This is a genomic window from Pseudomonas alkylphenolica (genome assembly GCF_000746525.1).
Lineage (GTDB): Bacteria > Pseudomonadota > Gammaproteobacteria > Pseudomonadales > Pseudomonadaceae > Aquipseudomonas > Aquipseudomonas alkylphenolica.
Window position 1 is genome coordinate 1,966,754 of record NZ_CP009048.1, and the last position, 18,709, is coordinate 1,985,462.

15 protein-coding genes and 1 tRNA gene are annotated in these 18,709 nt (G+C 61.8%); 6 read left to right on the forward strand and 10 right to left on the reverse strand.

Annotation, left to right across the window (positions count from 1 at the left end; genetic code table 11):
- Window positions 1-6 precede the first annotated feature (6 nt).
- Both PSAKL28_RS09225 and PSAKL28_RS09230 read right to left on the reverse strand, forming a co-directional pair.
- Entirely contained in the window at window positions 7-729 is a 723-nt protein-coding gene (locus PSAKL28_RS09225; protein WP_038609265.1) for a UDP-2,3-diacylglucosamine diphosphatase, read from the reverse strand.
- The gene (locus tag PSAKL28_RS09230) at window positions 726-1,229 is read right to left on the reverse strand and encodes a peptidylprolyl isomerase (protein WP_038609267.1); all 504 of its coding nucleotides are present in this window, start codon (window positions 1,227-1,229) and stop codon (window positions 726-728) included. Before PSAKL28_RS09230 ends, PSAKL28_RS09225 begins: the two co-directional genes overlap by 4 nt.
- A 236-nt stretch (window positions 1,230-1,465) precedes the next feature.
- Between PSAKL28_RS09230 and PSAKL28_RS09235 the strand changes: the two genes are divergently transcribed.
- Both PSAKL28_RS09235 and cysS read left to right on the forward strand, forming a co-directional pair.
- Complete coding sequence (locus PSAKL28_RS09235; RefSeq protein WP_038609269.1) at window positions 1,466-3,169, forward strand: glutamine--tRNA ligase/YqeY domain fusion protein; 1,704 nt, start codon at window positions 1,466-1,468, stop codon at window positions 3,167-3,169.
- A 9-nt stretch (window positions 3,170-3,178) separates the two neighbouring features.
- Window positions 3,179-4,561: a cysteine--tRNA ligase gene (gene cysS / locus PSAKL28_RS09240; protein ID WP_038609272.1), complete on the forward strand. Its 1,383-nt coding sequence runs from the start codon at window positions 3,179-3,181 to the stop codon at window positions 4,559-4,561.
- A gap of 67 nt (window positions 4,562-4,628) precedes the next feature.
- Here the strand turns inward: cysS and PSAKL28_RS09245 are convergent, their stop codons facing one another.
- From PSAKL28_RS09245 to PSAKL28_RS09260, 4 genes are all read right to left on the reverse strand, one after another.
- Window positions 4,629-6,017: a sensor histidine kinase gene (locus tag PSAKL28_RS09245; RefSeq protein ID WP_038609274.1), complete on the reverse strand. Its 1,389-nt coding sequence runs from the start codon at window positions 6,015-6,017 to the stop codon at window positions 4,629-4,631.
- Window positions 5,995-6,675: a response regulator transcription factor gene (locus PSAKL28_RS09250; protein ID WP_038609277.1), complete on the reverse strand. Its 681-nt coding sequence runs from the start codon at window positions 6,673-6,675 to the stop codon at window positions 5,995-5,997. The genes PSAKL28_RS09245 and PSAKL28_RS09250 overlap by 23 nt, the downstream gene beginning before the upstream one ends.
- Before the next feature lie 201 nt (window positions 6,676-6,876).
- Window positions 6,877-7,896: a branched-chain amino acid aminotransferase gene (locus PSAKL28_RS09255; protein ID WP_038609278.1), complete on the reverse strand. Its 1,020-nt coding sequence runs from the start codon at window positions 7,894-7,896 to the stop codon at window positions 6,877-6,879.
- A gap of 132 nt (window positions 7,897-8,028) precedes the next feature.
- Complete coding sequence (locus PSAKL28_RS09260; protein WP_038609280.1) at window positions 8,029-8,664, reverse strand: LysE family translocator; 636 nt, start codon at window positions 8,662-8,664, stop codon at window positions 8,029-8,031.
- A 144-nt stretch (window positions 8,665-8,808) separates the two neighbouring features.
- On the opposite strand from PSAKL28_RS09260, the gene PSAKL28_RS09265 reads away from it, so the two are divergent.
- Window positions 8,809-9,282, forward strand: a complete 474-nt coding sequence (locus tag PSAKL28_RS09265; protein ID WP_167335143.1) for an Lrp/AsnC family transcriptional regulator — start codon at window positions 8,809-8,811, stop codon at window positions 9,280-9,282.
- Window positions 9,283-9,468: 186 nt separating this feature from the next.
- Here the strand turns inward: PSAKL28_RS09265 and PSAKL28_RS09270 are convergent, their stop codons facing one another.
- The 3 genes from PSAKL28_RS09270 to PSAKL28_RS09280 form a co-directional block, all read right to left on the reverse strand.
- The gene (locus PSAKL28_RS09270; RefSeq protein ID WP_038616374.1) at window positions 9,469-9,834 is read right to left on the reverse strand and encodes a glyoxalase superfamily protein; all 366 of its coding nucleotides are present in this window, start codon (window positions 9,832-9,834) and stop codon (window positions 9,469-9,471) included.
- Window positions 9,835-9,966: 132 nt separating this feature from the next.
- A complete protein-coding gene (locus PSAKL28_RS09275; RefSeq protein ID WP_371261998.1) occupies window positions 9,967-11,208 on the reverse strand; it encodes a carbohydrate porin in 1,242 nt (413 codons plus the stop codon).
- A gap of 155 nt (window positions 11,209-11,363) precedes the next feature.
- A complete protein-coding gene (locus PSAKL28_RS09280) occupies window positions 11,364-13,781 on the reverse strand; it encodes a glucose/quinate/shikimate family membrane-bound PQQ-dependent dehydrogenase (RefSeq protein WP_038609287.1) in 2,418 nt (805 codons plus the stop codon).
- 274 nt (window positions 13,782-14,055) lie between these two features.
- Between PSAKL28_RS09280 and PSAKL28_RS09285 the strand changes: the two genes are divergently transcribed.
- Entirely contained in the window at window positions 14,056-15,768 is a 1,713-nt protein-coding gene (locus PSAKL28_RS09285) for an amidase (protein ID WP_038609289.1), read from the forward strand.
- A gap of 129 nt (window positions 15,769-15,897) precedes the next feature.
- Here the strand turns inward: PSAKL28_RS09285 and PSAKL28_RS09290 are convergent.
- Window positions 15,898-15,972, reverse strand: a tRNA-Gln gene (locus PSAKL28_RS09290).
- Between the two features lie 196 nt (window positions 15,973-16,168).
- On the opposite strand from PSAKL28_RS09290, the gene PSAKL28_RS09295 reads away from it, so the two are divergent.
- Together PSAKL28_RS09295 and PSAKL28_RS09300 are read left to right on the forward strand one after the other, a co-directional pair.
- Window positions 16,169-16,549, forward strand: a complete 381-nt coding sequence (locus tag PSAKL28_RS09295) for a RidA family protein (protein ID WP_038609293.1) — start codon at window positions 16,169-16,171, stop codon at window positions 16,547-16,549.
- Between the two features lie 149 nt (window positions 16,550-16,698).
- Window positions 16,699-18,693: a peptidase U32 family protein gene (locus PSAKL28_RS09300; protein ID WP_038609296.1), complete on the forward strand. Its 1,995-nt coding sequence runs from the start codon at window positions 16,699-16,701 to the stop codon at window positions 18,691-18,693.
- The last annotated feature ends 16 nt before the right edge of the window (window positions 18,694-18,709 follow it).

The following is an 18,709-nucleotide window of genomic DNA, read 5'->3' on the forward strand; positions in this document are numbered from 1 at the left end:
CAGGTCTCAAGGAAAAGCAAAAGGCTGCAACTGAAACCCTTGCTCATCCACCTGCAACGCCCAACCCTGACGGTCCCAATCCCCCAGCACGATACGTCGCGCCGGTTGGTCCTCGACCATCAGCTTGTGGATCGCCGGTCGGTGGGTGTGCCCGTGGACCAGGGTGTGCACGCCATATTCGGCCATGATCCGCGGCACTTCTTCCGGCGTCACGTCGACAATGTCGTTGGCCTTCATCCGCGTCTGCGCCTTGCTTTCGCTGCGTAGCTTGCGCGCCAGCTTCTGCCGGGTGCCGAGGGGGAGGTGGCGGAGGATCCACAGGCTCAGGGGATTGCGCAGGTATCGGCGCATCTTCATATAGCCGATGTCCAGGGTGCACAGGCTGTCGCCATGCATCAGCAACACCGATTCGCCGCCCATGCGCACCACGCTGGGGTCGGCCAGCAGGGTGGCGCCAGCCGCCTTGCAGAAGGCTTCGCCGATCAGGAAGTCGCGGTTGCCATGCATCAGGTAGACCTGCGTGCCGCTGTCGCTCAAGGCGCGCAGGGCCTGGCAGATCGTGGTCTGGAAAGGCGTCATGGCATCGTCGCCGATCCAAGCCTCGAAAAAGTCACCGAGGATGTACAGCGCCTCGGCGTGGCGCGCACGACCGTCGAGCAGATCAAGAAACGCCCGGGTAATGTCCGGGCGTTCTTCTTGCAGGTGCAGATCAGAGATCAGCAGTATCACTCAATGATCTCGGCTTTCTCGATGATCACGTCTTCAACCGGCACGTCCTGGTGGCCGGACTTGGAACCGGTGGCAACAGTCTTGATCTTGTCGACAACGTCGGTGCCTTCGGTGACTTTACCGAAAACCGCGTAGCCCCAGCCCTGGACGTTCTTGCCGCTGTGGTTGAGGAAGCTGTTGTCGGTGACGTTGATGAAGAACTGCGCCGAAGCCGAATGCGGCTCCATGGTACGGGCCATGGCAATGGTGTATTTGTCGTTGCTCAGGCCGTTGTCAGCTTCGTTCTGGATGCTTGGGCGCTTGTCTTTCTTTTCTTTCATGCCTGGCTCGAAACCGCCGCCCTGGATCATGAAGTTGCCGATGACGCGGTGGAATACGGTGTTGCTGTAGTGGCCAGCGTTCACGTATTCGATGAAGTTGGCCACGGTGATCGGGGCTTTCTCGGCATTCAGTTCGATGACGATGTCGCCATGATTGGTGCTCAGTTTGACTTTGGACATGCTGGAATTCGCTCTTTCAAGGCATTTGAAGTAGGGTCGCGCAGGATCGCGATACAAACCTGACGCACAGTCTACAACCCGCGATACGTGGCTTGCGGCAGTTTTTTTGCCGCCAGTACCGAATATAGGGCCAGTTTGTCGGCCGGACGCTGTCGGCAGCTCGACCGCTTCGGCTATGATAAGCGCTTTGATTCAGTCGGCCTACCCAGGCCGTGTACCCGTATTTCAAGGATCCTATGAGCAAGCCCACTGCCGACACCGCTCCCAACGCCGCTGCCAAAGGCGCTCCCGCCGTCCCTGCGAACTTCCTGCGTCCGATCGTGCAGGCCGACCTGGACTCGGGCAAGCACAGCAGCATCGTCACCCGTTTCCCGCCTGAGCCCAACGGTTACCTGCACATCGGCCATGCCAAGTCGATCTGTGTGAACTTCGGCCTGGCCCAGGAATTCGGCGGAGCCTGTCACCTGCGTTTCGATGACACCAACCCGGCCAAAGAGGACCAGGAGTACATCGACGCCATCCAGAGCGATGTGCAGTGGCTGGGCTTCCAGTGGACCGGCCCGGTGCGCTACGCCTCCGAGTACTTCGACCAGTTGCACGACTGGGCCGTGGACCTGATCAAGTCGGGCAACGCCTACGTCTGCGACCTGACCCCTGAGCAGGCCAAGGAATACCGTGGCAACCTGACCGAGCCAGGCAAGAACAGCCCGTTCCGCGAGCGCAGTGTCGAAGAAAACCTCGATCTGTTCGCCCGGATGAAGGCTGGCGAGTTCAAGGACGGTGAGCGTGTACTGCGGGCCAAGATCGACATGGCCTCGCCGAACATGAACCTGCGCGACCCGATCCTCTATCGCATCCGCCATGCCCACCACCACCAGACCGGTGACAAGTGGTGCATCTACCCCAACTACGACTTCACCCACGGTCAGTCGGACGCCATCGAAGGCATCACCCACTCCATCTGCACCCTGGAGTTCGAAGGCCATCGTCCGCTGTACGAGTGGTTCCTCGAGCACCTGCCGGTGCCGGCCAAGCCGCGCCAGTACGAGTTCAGCCGCCTGAACCTGAGCTACACCATCACCAGCAAGCGCAAGCTCAAGCAACTGGTCGACGAGCAGCACGTCAACGGCTGGGACGACCCGCGCATGTCGACCCTGTCGGGTTTCCGCCGCCGCGGCTACACCCCGGCCTCGATCCGCAATTTCTGCGAAATGATCGGCACCAACCGTTCCGACGGCGTGGTCGACATGTCGATGCTCGAGTTCAGCATCCGTGACGACCTCGACCGTACCGCACCACGTGCCATGTGCGTGCTGCGTCCGTTGAAAGTGGTCATCACCAACTACCCGGAAGGCCAGGTCGAGAACCTCGAACTGCCTCGCCACCCGAAAGAAGACATGGGCATGCGTGCGCTGCCGTTCGAGCGTGAGATCTACATCGATCGCGACGACTTCATGGAAGAGCCGCCAAAAGGCTACAAGCGCCTGGAGCCTGCCGGTGAAGTGCGCCTGCGCGGCAGCTACGTGATCCGCGCTGATGAAGCAGTCAAGGACGCCGACGGCAACATCGTCGAACTGCGCTGCTCCTATGATCCGGACACCCTGGGCAAAAACCCTGAGGGTCGCAAGGTCAAGGGCGTGATCCACTGGGTGCCGGCTGCGGCCAGCGTCGAGTGCGAAGTGCGTCTGTACGACCGCCTGTTCCGCTCGGCCAACCCCGAGAAGACCGACGATGGCGGCAGCTTCCTCGACAACATCAATCCCGATTCGCTGCAGGTACTCACTGGTTGTCGTGCGGAACCTTCCCTGGGCCAGGCCCAGCCAGAAGACCGCTTCCAGTTCGAGCGCGAAGGTTACTTCTGCGCCGACCTGAAAGACTCCCAGCCGGGTCGCCCGGTATTCAACCGGACTGTGACCCTGCGCGATTCGTGGGGCAGCTGAGGAACGCTCGTGCTTACCATCTACAACACGCTTAGCAAGACCAAGGAAGTTTTCAAGCCGCTCGACGGCAACAAGGTGCGGATGTACGTCTGCGGCATGACCGTGTACGACTTCTGCCACCTGGGCCACGGCCGCAGCATGGTCGCCTTCGACCTGGTCACCCGCTGGCTGCGTTACAGCGGCTACGACCTGACCTACGTGCGCAACATCACCGACATCGATGACAAGATCATCAACCGGGCCAACGAAAACGGCGAGTCGTTCGACGCGCTGACCGCCCGCATGATCGACGCGATGCACGAAGACGAGCGCCGCCTGAACATCCTGCCGCCGGACCAGGAGCCGCGTGCCACCGACCATATCGCCGGCATGCACGCGATGATCCAGACCCTGATCGACAAGGGCTACGCCTACGCGCCAGGTAATGGTGACGTGTACTACCGGGTCGGCAAGTTCGTCGGCTATGGCAAGTTGTCGCGCAAGAAGATCGAAGACCTGCGCATCGGTGCGCGGATCGAGGTCGACGAAGCGAAGCAGGACCCGCTCGATTTCGTCCTCTGGAAGGGCGTCAAGCCGGGCGAGCCGAGCTGGGAGTCGCCGTGGGGCGCGGGGCGTCCGGGCTGGCACATCGAGTGCTCGGTGATGTCCACCTGCTGCCTGGGCGAGAGCTTCGACATTCACGGCGGTGGCAACGACCTGGAGTTCCCGCACCACGAGAACGAAATCGCTCAGAGCGAAGCCGCCACCGGCAAGCAGTACGCCAACTCGTGGATGCATTGCGGCATGATTCGCATCAATGGCGAGAAGATGTCCAAGTCCTTGAACAACTTCTTCACCATTCGCGACGTGCTCGACAAGTATCACCCGGAGGTGGTGCGCTATCTGCTGGTGTCGAGCCACTACCGCAGCTCGATCAACTACTCCGAAGACAGCCTGCGCGAGTCCAAGGGTGCCCTGGAGCGTTTCTACCATGCGCTGCGTGGCTTGCCGCGCGTCGAAGCCAAAGGTGGCGAGACTTACGTCGAGCGTTTCACCCTGGCAATGAACGACGACTTCGGTACGCCTGAAGCTTGCGCCGTGCTGTTCGACCTGGTGCGTGAGATCAACCGTCTGCGCGAAAGTGATCCAGAGGCAGCGGCTGGCCTGGCCGGTCGTCTGCGTCAGCTGGGTGACCTGCTGGGTGTGCTGCAACTGGACGCCGACGACTTCCTGCGGGCCGGCGCTGAAGGCAAGGTCGATGCGGCTGAAGTCGAAGCCTTGATCCAGGCGCGCCTGCAGGCGCGTGCGGACAAGAACTGGGCAGAGTCGGATCGCATCCGTGACCAGATCACCGCCATGGGTGTGGTGCTGGAAGACAGCAAGGGTGCCACTACCTGGCGTCTGGCTGACTGACCACATCGCGGGGCAAGCCCGCTCCCACCGAGATCACCGGTGGGAGCGGGCTTGCCCCGCGATGGCCCTAACCGACCACCCCGGTCCGGCAATGCAACACCAACTTCGCTCCACCCAGCTCACTGGCCCCGACCTCCAGGGCAAAGCCATGCAGGTCGACAATCGCCGCAACCACCGACAGTCCTAGCCCGAACCCCGGGTGACGATGGCCTTCCTCGCTGCGATAGAAACGCTTCAACACCGCCTCACGCTCATCCTCGGGAATCCCCGGTCCGCTGTCTTCCACCGCGATTTTCACCACGCCATTTTCGCTGCTGGCGCCCATGCGCACCTGACCGCCCGCAGGGGTGAACTTGATGGCATTGCCGAGTAGATTAGCCAGCGCTTCGAACAACAGCTCGCGGTCACCATTGAGCGGCGGCAGTTGTGCAGGCACATCAAGGCGCAGGCGAATATCGCCATCTTCAGCCAGTGGAAGGTAGAAATCGTGCATTTCCACCAGCAGGGCGCGCGGGTCGAGTTCGACAAACCCGGCCCGGCGTTGACGATCCTCCAGCTCGCTGATGCGCAGCAAGCCGCGAAAACGTGCCATCAAGGTGTCGGTTTCGCCAATCGCCTGCTCCAGCGCTTCAGCCTGGGGTGACTCGTCGCCGGCCTGCTGGCGAATACGATAGAGCTGGGCGCGCAGGCGGGTCAGCGGGGTGCGCAGGTCGTGGGCGATGTTGTCGCAGACACCCTTGACCTCATGCATCAGGCGCTCGATGCGGTCGAGCATGGCGTTGACGATGGCAGCGAGCATGTCCAGTTCATCGCGGCGCTGGGACAGCGGCAGGCGCTGGGTCAGGTCGCCGGAGACGATCTGTTCGGCGGTGGCCTGGATCGCGCGGATGCGCTTGAGCGGCCGGCGGCGCAACAGGTACCAGCCGGCGATGCCGGGGATGATGGTCAGCGACAGGCCCCAGAGCAGGGCGTGCAGAATGATGCGGGTAACCACGAACAGTGAGCCGTTGTCACGTACCAGCACCAGCCAGCGGCCATCACGGACCTTGATCGCCACGGCGTCGCAACTGTCGCGCGGCAGGTGTGGGTCGTCGGCGTCGAGGCAGCGGCTCAGTTCGTGGATCTTGCCGTCCAGGCCCAGCTCGGTTGGCAGCTGGCGGATCTGCCCGCCCAAGGGGTTGAACTGGGCGTCGAACAGGCCATAGGCATCGAAACTGCGCTCTTCGAAGGCCTGGCTGGCGATCAGTGCGTCGTCCAGCTGTTTACCGCTCATGTGCGCAAACAGGTGCTGGCGTTGCAGCAGCGAATGGCGGGTGAGCTTGTTCAGATAGCCCGAGACCTCGAAGTACAACACCCCCATGAGGACGCTGCTCCAGGCCACGAACAGAAAGCTGTACAGCGCCAGCAGGCGGCTGGTCGAAGAACTCCAGCCCTTAGACGGGTTCGGCAATGGCATAGCCCGAGCCCCGCACGGTCCGAATCAGCGGGGTCTGGCCAGCGGCATCGATCTTCTTGCGCAAGCGTCCGATGTGCACATCGATCAGGTTGGTGCCGGGGTCGAAGTGATAGCCCCAGACTTCCTCGAAGATCATCATCCGGGTGATCACCTGGCCGGCGTGGCGCATGAGGAACTCCAGCAACTTGTACTCGGTGGGCAGCAGGTTGAGGGTCTGCTCGCCGCGCCGCGCCTCGTGGCTGATCAGGTCCAGTTCCAGGTCGGCGACCTGCAGGCGGGTCTGCGCCATCGGCACGCTGTTGCGCCGCAGCAGCACTTCAACACGGGCGGCCATTTCGTCGGAGGCGAAAGGCTTGGTCAGGTAGTCGTCGCCACCGGCACGCAAGCCGCGCACCCGTTCGTCGACATCGGACAGGGCGCTGATCATCAGGATCGGCGTGGCGATTTTCAGGTTGCGCAGAGTGGTGACGATGGTCAGGCCGTCGAGCTCGGGGAGCATACGATCGAGGGTGATCAGGTCGTAACCGCCGGCAATGGCCTTGGCCAGGCCTTCGCGGCCGTTGTCGGCCCAATCCACTTCCAGGCCATGGCTGGAAAGCTCGGCGACGATCTCCTGAGCGGTCACGGCGTCGTCTTCGATAGTCAGTACGCGGGGCATGCTAATACCTGGGCGGCGAGTAGAGACTTGATTGTGCCAAAGAATAGGCGGTGCCCGGGTTAAAGAAAAATTCATGTAGGAGCGGATTTATCCGCGATGGACTGCAGAGCAGTCCCGATTTTTGGGGTCGCGCTGCGACCCATCGCGGATAAATCCGCTCCTACAGAAAAACAAACCCCGCCATCAGGCGGGGTCTGTGGGTCAGGCGACCTTGACGATCCAGCCCGCCGGGCCTTCGATGTCGCCGCTCTGGATGCCGGTCAGCTCGTCGTAGAGCTTGCGGGTCACCGGACCGACTTCGGTCTCGCTGTGGAACACATGCAGCTCGCCGTTGTAGTGGATGCCACCGATCGGCGTAATCACAGCCGCGGTGCCGCAGGCACCTGCTTCTTTGAAGCGTTTCAGGTCATTGATCAGCACGTCGCCTTCAATCACCTTCAAGCCAAGACGCGATTCGGCCAGTTCCATCAGCGACAGACGGGTGATCCCCGGCAGCACGGAGGCGGATTTCGGGGTGACGAATTCGTTATTGGCGGTGATGCCGAAGAAGTTGGCCGAACCGACTTCCTCGATCTTGGTGTGGGTCAGCGGATCAAGGTAGATGCAGTCGGCAAAACCGGCTTGCTTGGCCTTGTAGCCCGGTTGCAGGCTGGCCGCGTAGTTGCCACCGACCTTGGCCGCGCCGGTGCCTTGTGGGGCAGCACGGTCGTAATCGGAAATCAGGAACTTGTGCGGGGTCATGCCGCCTTTGAAGTACGAGCCGACCGGGATGGCGAAGATCGAGAAGATGAATTCCGGCGCGGTGCGCACACCGATGTTGTCGCCTACGCCGATAACGAACGGACGCAGGTACAGTGCACCTTTGCCGTATGGCGGAATGAAGCGTTCGTTGGCCTTGACCACCTGTTTGCAGGCGTCGATGAACTGTTCGGTAGGCACCTGTGGCATCAGCAGGCGATCGCAGCTGCGCTGCATGCGCAGGGCGTTCTGGTCCGGGCGGAACAGGTTGATCGAGCCGTCCTTGCAGCGGTAGGCCTTCATGCCTTCGAAACATTGCTGGCCATAATGCAGCGCGGTCGAACCTTCGCTGATGTGCAGCACGTTGTCTTCGGTCAGGGTGCCCTTGTCCCACTCGCCATTACGGAAGTAGGACAGGTAGCGCTTGTCAGTCTTGATGTAGTCGAAGCCCAGCTTGTCCCAGTTAATGCTTTCGTTACTCATGGCACCCTCGAATCGGTTTGCATATGCCTGATCGCTCAGGCGTCTGTTATCGCGCACGCAGCCACGATAATACATCCCGTGCGGATCGGGAACGCCCAGTCATAGGATTGGACCATGGTCGCAGTGAAATTTTCAGCCCGCCAGCTCACGCAGCAGCACCAGGCGCGCGCCGAAGCCGATCAGCAAGGTGCCGAACAGGCGGTTTTGCAGCTTTTGTTTCCACGGGCTGGCGGCCAGCCAGCGGCCGATGCGATCACCGCTCAGGGCATAGAAACTGTCAAAAACCAGGCCAACGACCACCAGCACCGTACCGAGAATTGCGAACTGATGTCCGACCGGACCTGCCTCCTGGCTGATGAACTGTGGCAGCAGCACTGAACAGAACAGCAGCGCCTTGGGGTTGAGCAGGTTGGTCAGCAGGCCTTTCTTCAGCGCCGCAGACCAATGGCCGCAGCGGCGTGTGATATCAGTGCTCGCTGGCAATGGGGTGACTGGCGCGCACAGCAGCTGCCAGCCGAGCCATGCCAGGTACAGGCCGCCGGCGATGCTGAGCAGATCAAACGCCCAGGGGTGGCTGCGCAGCAGGGCGGCCAGGCCCAGGGCTGCCAGGCTGACATGCGCCGCGCGGGCCAGGGCCAGGCCCAGCGCGGTCATCAGTGCCTGACGTCGGCCTTCGCTGGCGCCGGTATTGAGCAGCAGGAACATGTCCGGCCCCGGCACCAGGTAAACCACCAGAAGGGCTGCGCAAAACAAGCTGTATTGAGTCATCGGACAATCCCCAGGCAAGCAACAGACTGGAGAAAATTCTAAGCCCGAAAGGGCTGGCAGGTGCTTGCGTTTGTTGCGCTGCTACGGGGCTGTATTGATATAAACTGCCAGGATCAGTAATGGAAAATACAGATCATGCCAAAAATCACCCTGGATGCTTTTGACCGCAAGATTCTCGATGCCCTGCAGCGCAACGCGCGCCTGAGTAATGTCGAATTGGCCGAACTGATCGGCCTGTCACCGTCACCCTGTCTGCGCCGGGTGCGGTTGCTGGAGGAGGCGGGGCTGATCAAGGGCTATGCGGCCCAGCTGGACCGTGATGAAGTGGGCCTGGGCCTGACGGTGTTTGTCGGGGTCAAGGTCGAGCGTCATCACGAGCCGGCGGCCCAGGCCTTTCAGCAGGCGGTACTGGCGTTACCGGAAGTCATTGCTGCGCACCTGGTGTCCGGCGAGTCGGATTTTCTCCTGCAGGTGGTGGTGCCGGACCTGCGCAGTTATGAGCGCTTTCTGATCGACACATTGCTCAAACTGCCGGGGGTGAGCGATATTCGCAGCAACTTTGCCATCCAGACGGTTAAGCCTCATGGGCCCTTGCCGCTGACTCATCTGCAGGCTTGACCTGCTGCACAGGCAGGCGCAGTATGAAGTCAAGACGATTTGCCTGCTGACCTCGATGCGTACCACGACCACCGCCAATCGCGGGGCGGGTACCAATGATTGACCTTAGGCAGTAGGTAAAACAAGGCCCCGCCAGCAATGGACGGGGCCTTGTCTTTTCTGGGGGTTATGCACCGTGTTGCCAGCTCAGCCTTCGATCTGCTGACAGAAACGCAGACGATTGCCGAACGGATCGGCGATCTCCATCTGCAGGCCCCAGCCGACGTGGATCGCTTCAGGGCGGGAATAGCTGTAGCGCTTGTCTGTCAGCTCGTTCTGCAAGGCGACGATGTCCTCGACGCGGGCAAACACTGTCGAGCCGGGAGTGGCATCGCCATGATGTTCGCTCAGGTGCAAGATCAGCCCGTCACGGCGCACCTGGGCATACAGGGGCAGTTCGGGCTCGAAACGGTGTTCCCAGTCCAGGGTGAAACCGAGAAAGTCCAGGTAGAACTCCTTGGCTTTTTCGACGCAGAAGATGCGCAGGACCGGGATGGCGGGGGCGAGCTGGATCGGTGATGGCATGGGCATTCCGTGCGGTGGATGGGCCAGCCGGCAGTGTGACAGGCGCTCAAGTAGCCAGCAATTGCATGGCAAAGTTTTGCCACGGGCTATTGCCACCCTTTGGGAGCTGCGCTTTTGCGCTCAGAACGTAGCCTTGACCTGCAAGCCCAGAACCAGCGCATTGTCGATCTGCTCACCGGAAAACGCCCCGGGTTCGACGATGTACTGCAAGTCCGGGCGCAATGTCAGCCAGGGTGTGGCCTGGTAGCCGTAGCTGAGTTCGATCAGCTGTTCGGCGCTGTCCAGGTTCGGGAAGGCCTCGCCATTGGCCAGTGCGGCATCCTGCTGGACGTCGCGGCTGCGCGGGTTGGGTACGGCGCGCCCGTAACCCAGGGCAACGGTGTCGCGCGCTCGGCCTGCGAAGGGCTTGTACAGGACCATGCCGACGCCATACCAGGTGCTGAACGGCGATGCGGCGCTGCTTGCCGCCGAGTACTGGCCGAAGGCATGCAAGCTACGGCCCGTTGTGGTTTGCGAGTTCCATAGCGCCTGGTCGATCAGCAGGTAGTGACCCTCACGGCCGGCTACTTCGTTGTCGCTGCCGATGCGTTTGGCATCGGAACTGTCGTAGTAGTAGCCCAGTTTGTATTCCCCGGGCAGTTCACCCTGCAGTTTGTACACCAGCTCAACCGGCACTACGGTGCCGGTGCTGTGTTTGGGCCCCAGGTGCCAGGCGCGGCTGGAATTGCCGTTGCTCTCGGGGTCGACGTTGAAGGCGGCGACCCGCAGTTGCCAGGCCGAGGACAGGTCGTACTTCACCCGCACGCCGAGATGCGCGTTGGGGTAGTTGGTCCAGCCGCTGCCGCCCGACATGTTCAGCGGATGGCCGCAGAAACCGGCGTTCATGAAGTTGCAGAGGATGCCGCTGTCGAGGCCGCCGAGGTCGTTGCCCATGGCCATGTAGCCGAGCTTGACGTTGAGTGCCGGGGTGAACAGGCTGCGCTCGTAGCTCAGTTCGGTCAGGCGGGTATAGAGGCCGCCGTAGTTTTCCTGGATTGGCAGACGGTTGCCGACCAGATCTTCCGAGGCACTGTTGCCGCGACGGTCGTTGACGGTCAGCTGGATCTTGTCGCCGTTTTCCAGGCCATACAGCTTGCCCAGATCGAATTGCACACCCAGCTTGATGTTCTGCGAGTAGCGCGCTGAGTGGTGCAGGCCACCAGCGGCGTTGTAGGCGGTCTCGCCACTGTAGTCGCCGGTGAACCTGATGCCTTGCTCGTTCAGGTGCTGACGCAGACCGCCCCAGTCGCCGGTAAGCGTGTTTCGGGTGGTGAGGTTGTCTTCGGCCTGTCCGGGCAGGGAGGTGACACTGGCAAGGGCCATGAGTAGCCACGAGGACAGGTGGATATGAGCGGATGACATTGTGGAGCTTTCCTGAGGTCTTTTCGTGCGAGCAGCCTTTCGCGGGGCAAGCCCGCTCCCACAGGCTGTTTGATCAGCCTGTGGGAGCGGGCTTGCCCCGCGAAAAGGTCAGAGGATTAAGGCAGGGCGTAAGCCATTACATAGTCGCCACGATCAGTCGACTGGCGCGCGCCGCCAGCGGTGATGACGATGTACTGCTTGCCGGTTTTCGGCGACACATAGGTCATCGGGCCGCCCTGGCTGCCTACCGGCAGGCGGGCTTTCCAGACTTCCTCACCGTTACCGCTGTTGAAGGCGCGCAGGTAGAAGTCCTGGGTGCCGGCGATGAACACCAGGCCGCCCTGGGTCGACAGAGTGCCGCCGAGGGTCGGCAAGCCGACCTTGATCGGCAGGTGCATGCGGATACCCAGCGGGCCGGTGTCTTCGACGGTGCCCACCGGCACTTGCCAGGCGACTTTTTGCGTCTTCATGTCGATGGCGGTCAGGGTGCCGAACGGTGGCGCCTGGCAGGGAATGCCGGCGACCGAGAGGAAGCGGTTCTTGTTCACCGCATACGGTGTGCCTTTGAGTGGCACAGCACCCATGCCGGTGTTCAGTGCTTCACCGCCGGAGCTGGCCTGGCCACTGTTTTGCGACGGGATCATCTGGATCCACAGACCCAGGCGCATGTCGTTGACGAAGATAAAGCCATGCACCGGATCCGTGGAAATGCTGCCCCAGTTCATTCCGCCCAGCGAGCCCGGAAAGCTCAGCGACAGATCCGTGCCGGGCGCCGTGTAGAGCCCGTCATAGCGCATTTTCTTGAAGTCGATGCGGCACAGCAGCTGGTCGTACGGCGTGGCGCCCCACATGTCCGACTCGGTCAGTTGCTGGGCGCCGATCTGTGGCATGCCCACCGATTTTGGCTGGGTCGGCGAGTAGGGTTCGTTGGGAATGTTGCCCGCTTTGACCGCGACTTCTTCGACCTGGGTCAGCGGTTTACCGGTGGCGCGGTCGAGGACGAAAATCTGCCCGGCCTTGGTGCCGATGACCAGTGCCGGAACAGACAGACCGTCGGCCTTGGTAAAGTCGATCAGGCTCGGCTGCATCGGCAGGTCGAAGTCCCAGAGGTCGTTGTGTACAGTCTGGTATACCCATTTCTCTTCACCGCTGCTGGCGTCCAGGGCCAGCACTGAAGCGCCGTACTTGTGGTTCAGCTCAGTGCGCTCGACACCATAGATGACGGTGGAAGAGCTGCCCATTGGCAGGAACAGGGTGTTCATCGCCGGGTCATAGGACATCGGCGCCCAGCTGTTGGGGGTGCTGCGTACGTAGGTGCTGTCGCCGCTCGGGGCGTTCCTGTCCTCGGGGTTGCCCGGGTCGAAGGCCCAGCGCATTTGCCCGCTGATAACGTCGAAACCACGGATCACGCCGCCTGGCATATCAGTCTGGACGTTGTCGGCAATACGCCCGCCGACGACCACGGTGGTGCCGGCCATCAGCGGTGCCGACGACAGTTGGTAGTAGCTGTCCGGGACGTTGCCCAGGCCCGTCTTGAGATCGACCTGGCCGTTGTTGCCGAAGCCCTGGCAAAACTCACCGGTATCGGCGTCGACGGCGATCAGGCGGGCGTCGATGGTGTTGGTCAACAGGCGCCGCTGGCAGTTGGCGCCGGCCGGTACGCTGGCGGCGATGATCGCCGAGGCGGTGGCCTGGGTCGGTTGTGCGATCGGCGCGGTGGCATCGAAGTAGGCCATGCCACGGCAACGCTGCCAGACTGCCGACTTGGCGTTGATTGCGTTCTTCCACAGCTCTTTGCCGGTGTCGGCATCGAGGGCGATCAGGTTGTTGTGCGGGGTGCAGATGAACACCTTGTTGCCGATTTGCAATGGTGTCAGCTGGTCTTCGGCGCCGTTGCCGTCGCTGAAGGCCACATCACCGGTGTGATAGGTCCAGGCCACCTTTAGCTGGTTGACGTTGTTGCGATTGATCTGGTCCAGCGCGGCGAAACGGCTACCGCCTTCGGTGTTGCCGTAGTGCGCCCAGTCTTTCTGAGCATTGGCCGGATCAACTGCGGTTACGCCAGGGCCATTGCCAGTGGGGGCAACGCTGGGGTGGGCGACGAACATGTTGCCAGCGGCAATGACCAGCGCTACGGCCAGTACGCCGGCCACACCATAGGCACTGCGGCCAGGGGTATTACCCGCAGCGCGGGCCAGCATCGGGTAGACCAGCGCCAGCGCCAGGCCGATGGCGCCGAACATGAACAGGCGCGAGAACAGCGGCCAGAACACCAGCCCGACATCCGCCAGGGCCCAGATCGCGGTGCCGACCAGGAACGCGGCGTACAGCCAGGCACCTGCCGGCTTGCGGCGCGCGACCAGCAGGCCGGAAACAGCCATCAGCAGACCGCCGATCAGGAAGTACCAGGAGCCACCCAGGCTGACCAGTTTCACGCCGCCAGCGGCCAGCGCCAGGCCGAGCAGGGCGATGATCACCCCCAGGCCAACCAGGATGAATATTGAGGCGCCAGAGGTGCGCGGTGCGTGCTTCATACCGAAAAAAACTCGAAGTGGGGGAGTGGACGAATTATACCCTTAGCAAGCTAATTAACAAGTTAGTACATTTTAGACCATGGGATCATTGGCTGCTCTGTTGCTTTCAAGGCAGCGTCAGGGTTTCATGGTGGCCAATGCGCGGAATCGCGTAATGGCGTGCAACGAGACCCGATATGAAAACCCGTTTTGAGAGATGTGCTGTGCCTGTGCTCAGTATTCAGTGTGATGACAACCTTCATGGCGTCAACCTTCAGCCATCGGTGATAAACGCATGATCGAAGTGACCGAAGTTTCCATTGCCCAGCTGCGCGCGGCGCTCGAATCCGGCCAGACCACTGCGGTCGAGCTGGTTCAGGCCTATCTTGCCCGTATCGATGCCTATGACGGTCCCGCTACGGCCACTGCACTCAATGCCGTGGTAGTGCGCAACCCCGAAGCACTCAAGGAGGCCGAGGCCTCTGATGCCCGCCGGGCCAGGGGCGAAACCCTCGGGCCGCTCGATGGCATCCCTTACACGGCCAAAGACAGCTACCTGGTCAAAGGGCTCACCGCTGCTTCCGGCAGCCCGGCGTTTGCCGATCTGGTCGCCTACCGCGATGCGTTCACCATCGAACGCCTGCGTGCTGCCGGCGCCATCTGCCTGGGCAAGACCAACATGCCGCCGATGGCCAATGGCGGCATGCAGCGCGGGGTGTATGGCCGGGCCGAGAGCCCGTACAACGCTGAATACCTCACCGCACCGTTTGCCTCGGGCTCCTCCAATGGCGCAGGTACCGCCACGGCCGCGAGCTTCTCGGCATTCGGCCTGGCCGAAGAAACCTGGTCGAGCGGGCGTGGTCCTGCTTCGAACAACGGCCTGTGCGCTTACACCCCTTCGCGTGGGGTGATCTCGGTGCGCGGCAACTGGCCGCTGACGCCGACCATGGACGTGGTCGTGCCGTTTGCCCGGACCATGGCCGACCTGTTCGAAGTGCTCGACGTGGTGGTCGCCGAAGACCCTGACGCCCGCGGCGATCTGTGGCGGATGCAACCCTGGGTGCCGATTCCGAGTGTCGCTTCGGTGCGTCCGGCTTCGTACCTGGAGCTGGCGGTCAACGCCACGGCACTGGCAGGCAAGCGCCTGGGTATCCCGAAGATGTACATCAATGCCGACCCCGAGGCGGGCACCAGTGAAGCACCGGGTATCGGCGGTCCGACTGGTCAGCGTATCAACACCCGCCCGACGGTTATCGATCTCTGGGAACAGGCGCGTAAGGCCCTGGAAGCCGCAGGCGCCGAAGTGATCGAAGTGGATTTCCCGCTGGTCTCCAATTGCGAAGGCGATCGTCCAGGCGCGCCGACGGTGTTCAACCGTGGCCTGGTGTCCAAAGAGTTTCTCCACCATGAGTTGTGGGACCTGACCGCCTGGGCCTTCGATGATTTCCTCCAGGCCAACGGCGACCCGAAACTCAACCGTCTGGTCGATGTCGATGGTCCGAAGATCTTCCCTCACGACCCGGGCACGCTGCCAAACCGCGAAGGCGATCTTGCTGCAGGCATGGACGAGTACGTGCGCATGGCCGAGCGTGGCATTACCCCTTGGGATCAGATCAGCACTGTGCCTGACGGCCTGCGCGGGCTGGAGAAAACCCGCCGGATCGATCTGGAAGACTGGATGGATCGTCTCAAGCTCGATGCCGTGCTGTTCCCGACGGTCGCCGACGTTGCCCCGGCCAATTCCGATGTCGACCCGATGTCGGCGGATATCGCCTGGAGCAACGGCGTCTGGGTGGCCAACGGCAACCTGGCGATTCGTCACCTGGGTGTGCCGACGGTCACCGTGCCGATGGGCGTGATGGCGGATATCGGCATGCCGGTCGGGCTGACCTTTGCTGGGCGCGCCTATGACGATTCGTCGTTGTTGCGTCTGGCGTCGGCGTTCGAATCGACAGGGTCCAAGCGCCTGGTGCCGCCGCGCACGCCGCCATTGGCTGCTGGCAATTAAATAGAGAGGGCGGGGTTGGCGCTACGTAGCGTCAATCCCGGTCTTGAGTTGACCGTGCATTGTGCTTGGAAGTGCGCGCGTGGTTACGACAGAGATGTCGTGAGATGGGTTTGGATCAGAAGAAGAAAATGGCAGGGGCGGCTGGATTCGAACCAACGCATGGCAGGATCAAAACCTGCTGCCTTACCGCTTGGCGACGCCCCTGTAGCTGTTGCGACGAGTGTCTGGCACCCGTTTGAAGAGATAGCATTCACTGCCGTTGCAGGAATGCGCGGAAATTTATCAACTTTTTTGCCGTCTGGGAAGAGCCAGAGCAAATAAATTGTTTTTAAAACAGCCGGTTACTGTTGTGCCCGGTCAGGCATCATAGTGTTTTATCCCATCCAGCAGGAAATCCGCCATGGCAAACCACGACATCACCTTCGTTCCCGACCCCGACCCGGAATCCATCTCCAGCGACGTAGCCGGTTTCGGCGGCATGCTGGTTTCCACCCAGATCCCGACCCGTGCCGATGGCAGCCTGGAGCTGGGCGATATCACCCAGCAGAGCGAATGTACCCTGCAAGCGCTGAAAGTTGCGCTGGAACGTGCGGGCAGTTCGATGGACCGGGTTCTGCACCTGACCATCTACCTCACCGACATGGCAGACCGCGCCGCCTTCAACGAGGTTTACCAGCGCTTCTTCGCCAAACCCTGGCCGGTGCGCGCCGCTGTCGGCGTGGCCTCGCTGGCGGTAGAAGGCATGCGTGTGGAAGTGACGGCGATGGCTGCCAAGGGCTGACCCGGTCATGGGTGGAGCTTGCTGTGGGAGCGGGCTTGCCCCGCGATTGCGGGCTGTCAGTCACATTGTATCGCGGGGCAAGCCCGCTCCCACCACTCGTTTCGCGCTACAATGCGCGCCTTGACCGTGACAAGCCTGACTAAAAAAACATGTCCTTACCCAAGCATCACCTGGAACTGCTCAGCCCCGCTCGCGATGTGGCCATCGCCCGTGAGGCCATCCTGCATGGCGCCGACGCCGTGTACCTCGGTGGCCCAAGCTTCGGCGCCCGCCACAACGCCTGTAACGAGGTGAGCGATATCGCTCAGTTGGTGGAGTTCGCCCATCGTTACCATGCGCGGGTGTTCACCACCATCAACACCATCCTCCACGACAACGAGCTGGAGCCGGCGCGCAAACTGATCCACCAGCTGTACGATGCCGGTGTCGATGCGCTGATCGTCCAGGATCTGGGGGTGATGGAGCTGGATATTCCGCCGATCGAGCTGCACGCCAGCACCCAGACCGACATCCGCACCCTGGCGCGGGCGAAATTCCTCGATCAGGCCGGTTTCTCGCAACTGGTCCTCGCTCGCGAGCTGAACCTCAAGGAAATCCGCGCCATCGCCGACGAGACTGATGCGGCGATCGAGTTTTTCATTCACGGTGCGCTGTGTGTGGCCTTCTCCGGTCAGTGCAACATTTCCCACGCCCAGACCGGTCGTAGCGCCAACCGCGGCGACTGCTCCCAGGCGTGCCGTCTGCCGTACACCTTGAAGGATGAAAAAGGCGGCGTGATCGCCTATGAAAAGCACCTGTTGTCGATGAAGGACAACAACCAGAGCGCCAACATCCGCGCGCTGGTCGAGGCCGGTGTGCGTTCGTTCAAGATCGAAGGCCGCTACAAGGACATGGGCTATGTGAAGAACATCACCGCCTATTACCGCCAGCGCCTGGACGAGGTCCTCGAAGACCGCCCGGACCTGGCCCGCGCTTCCAGCGGCCGCACCGCGCACTTCTTCGTGCCCGATCCGGACAAGACCTTCCACCGTGGCAGCACCGATTACTTCGTCAGCGAGCGCAAGATCGACATCGGCGCTTTCGACTCGCCAACCTTTACCGGTCTGGCTGTCGGCGTGGTGGAGAAAGTCGGCAAGCGTGACATGCAGGTTGTCACCCATGAGCCGCTGTCCAACGGCGACGGCCTCAATGTCCTGGTCAAACGTGAAGTTGTGGGTTTTCGCGCCAACATCGCCGAGCCCAAGGGCGAGTTCGATGAAGACGGCGAAAAGCGCTACCGCTATCGCGTCGAACCGAACGAAATGCCTAAAGGGATGTACCAGCTTCGGCCGAACCATCCGCTGAGCCGTAACCTCGACCACAACTGGCAGCAAGCCCTGCAGAAAACTTCTGCCGAGCGTCGCATTGGCCTGGCCTGGACGGCATGCCTGCGTGAAGAGCGTCTGCAACTGACTGCCACCAGCGAAGAGGGCGTCAGTGCCAGCGTCAGCCTGGACGGTCCGTTCGGTGCGGCCAACAAGCCGGAGCAGGCGCTGGAGCAACTGCACGATCTGCTCGGCCAATTGGGTACCACCCAGTATCACGCCACTGAGATCGAACTGGATGCGCCACAGGCGTTTTTCATCCCCAACTCGCAGCTCAAGGCATTGCGCCGCGAAGTGATCGAAGCGCTGACTGAAGCGCGTATCAAGGCGCACCCACGCGGCGGGCGCAAAGCAGAAAGCAATCCGCCACCGGTGTACCCGGAATCGCACCTGTCGTTCCTGGCCAACGTCTACAACCAGAAAGCGCGCGACTTCTACCACCGTCACGGCGTCAAGCTGATCGACGCGGCCTATGAGGCCCACGAAGAGAAGGGCGAAGTGCCGGTGATGATCACCAAGCACTGCCTGCGCTTCTCCTTCAACCTTTGCCCGAAACAGGCCAAGGGCGTCACCGGCGTGCGTACCAAGGTTGCGCCGATGCAGCTGATTCACGGCGACGAGGTGCTGACCCTGAAGTTCGACTGCAAACCTTGCGAGATGCACGTTATCGGCAAGATGAAGGGGCACATCTTTGATTTGCCGCAGCCGGGCAGCCAGCAAGTGGTCGGCCATATCAGCCCTGAAGACCTGCTGAAAACCATCCCCCGCGCCCCGCACTGAGTGACCACGGGCGCGA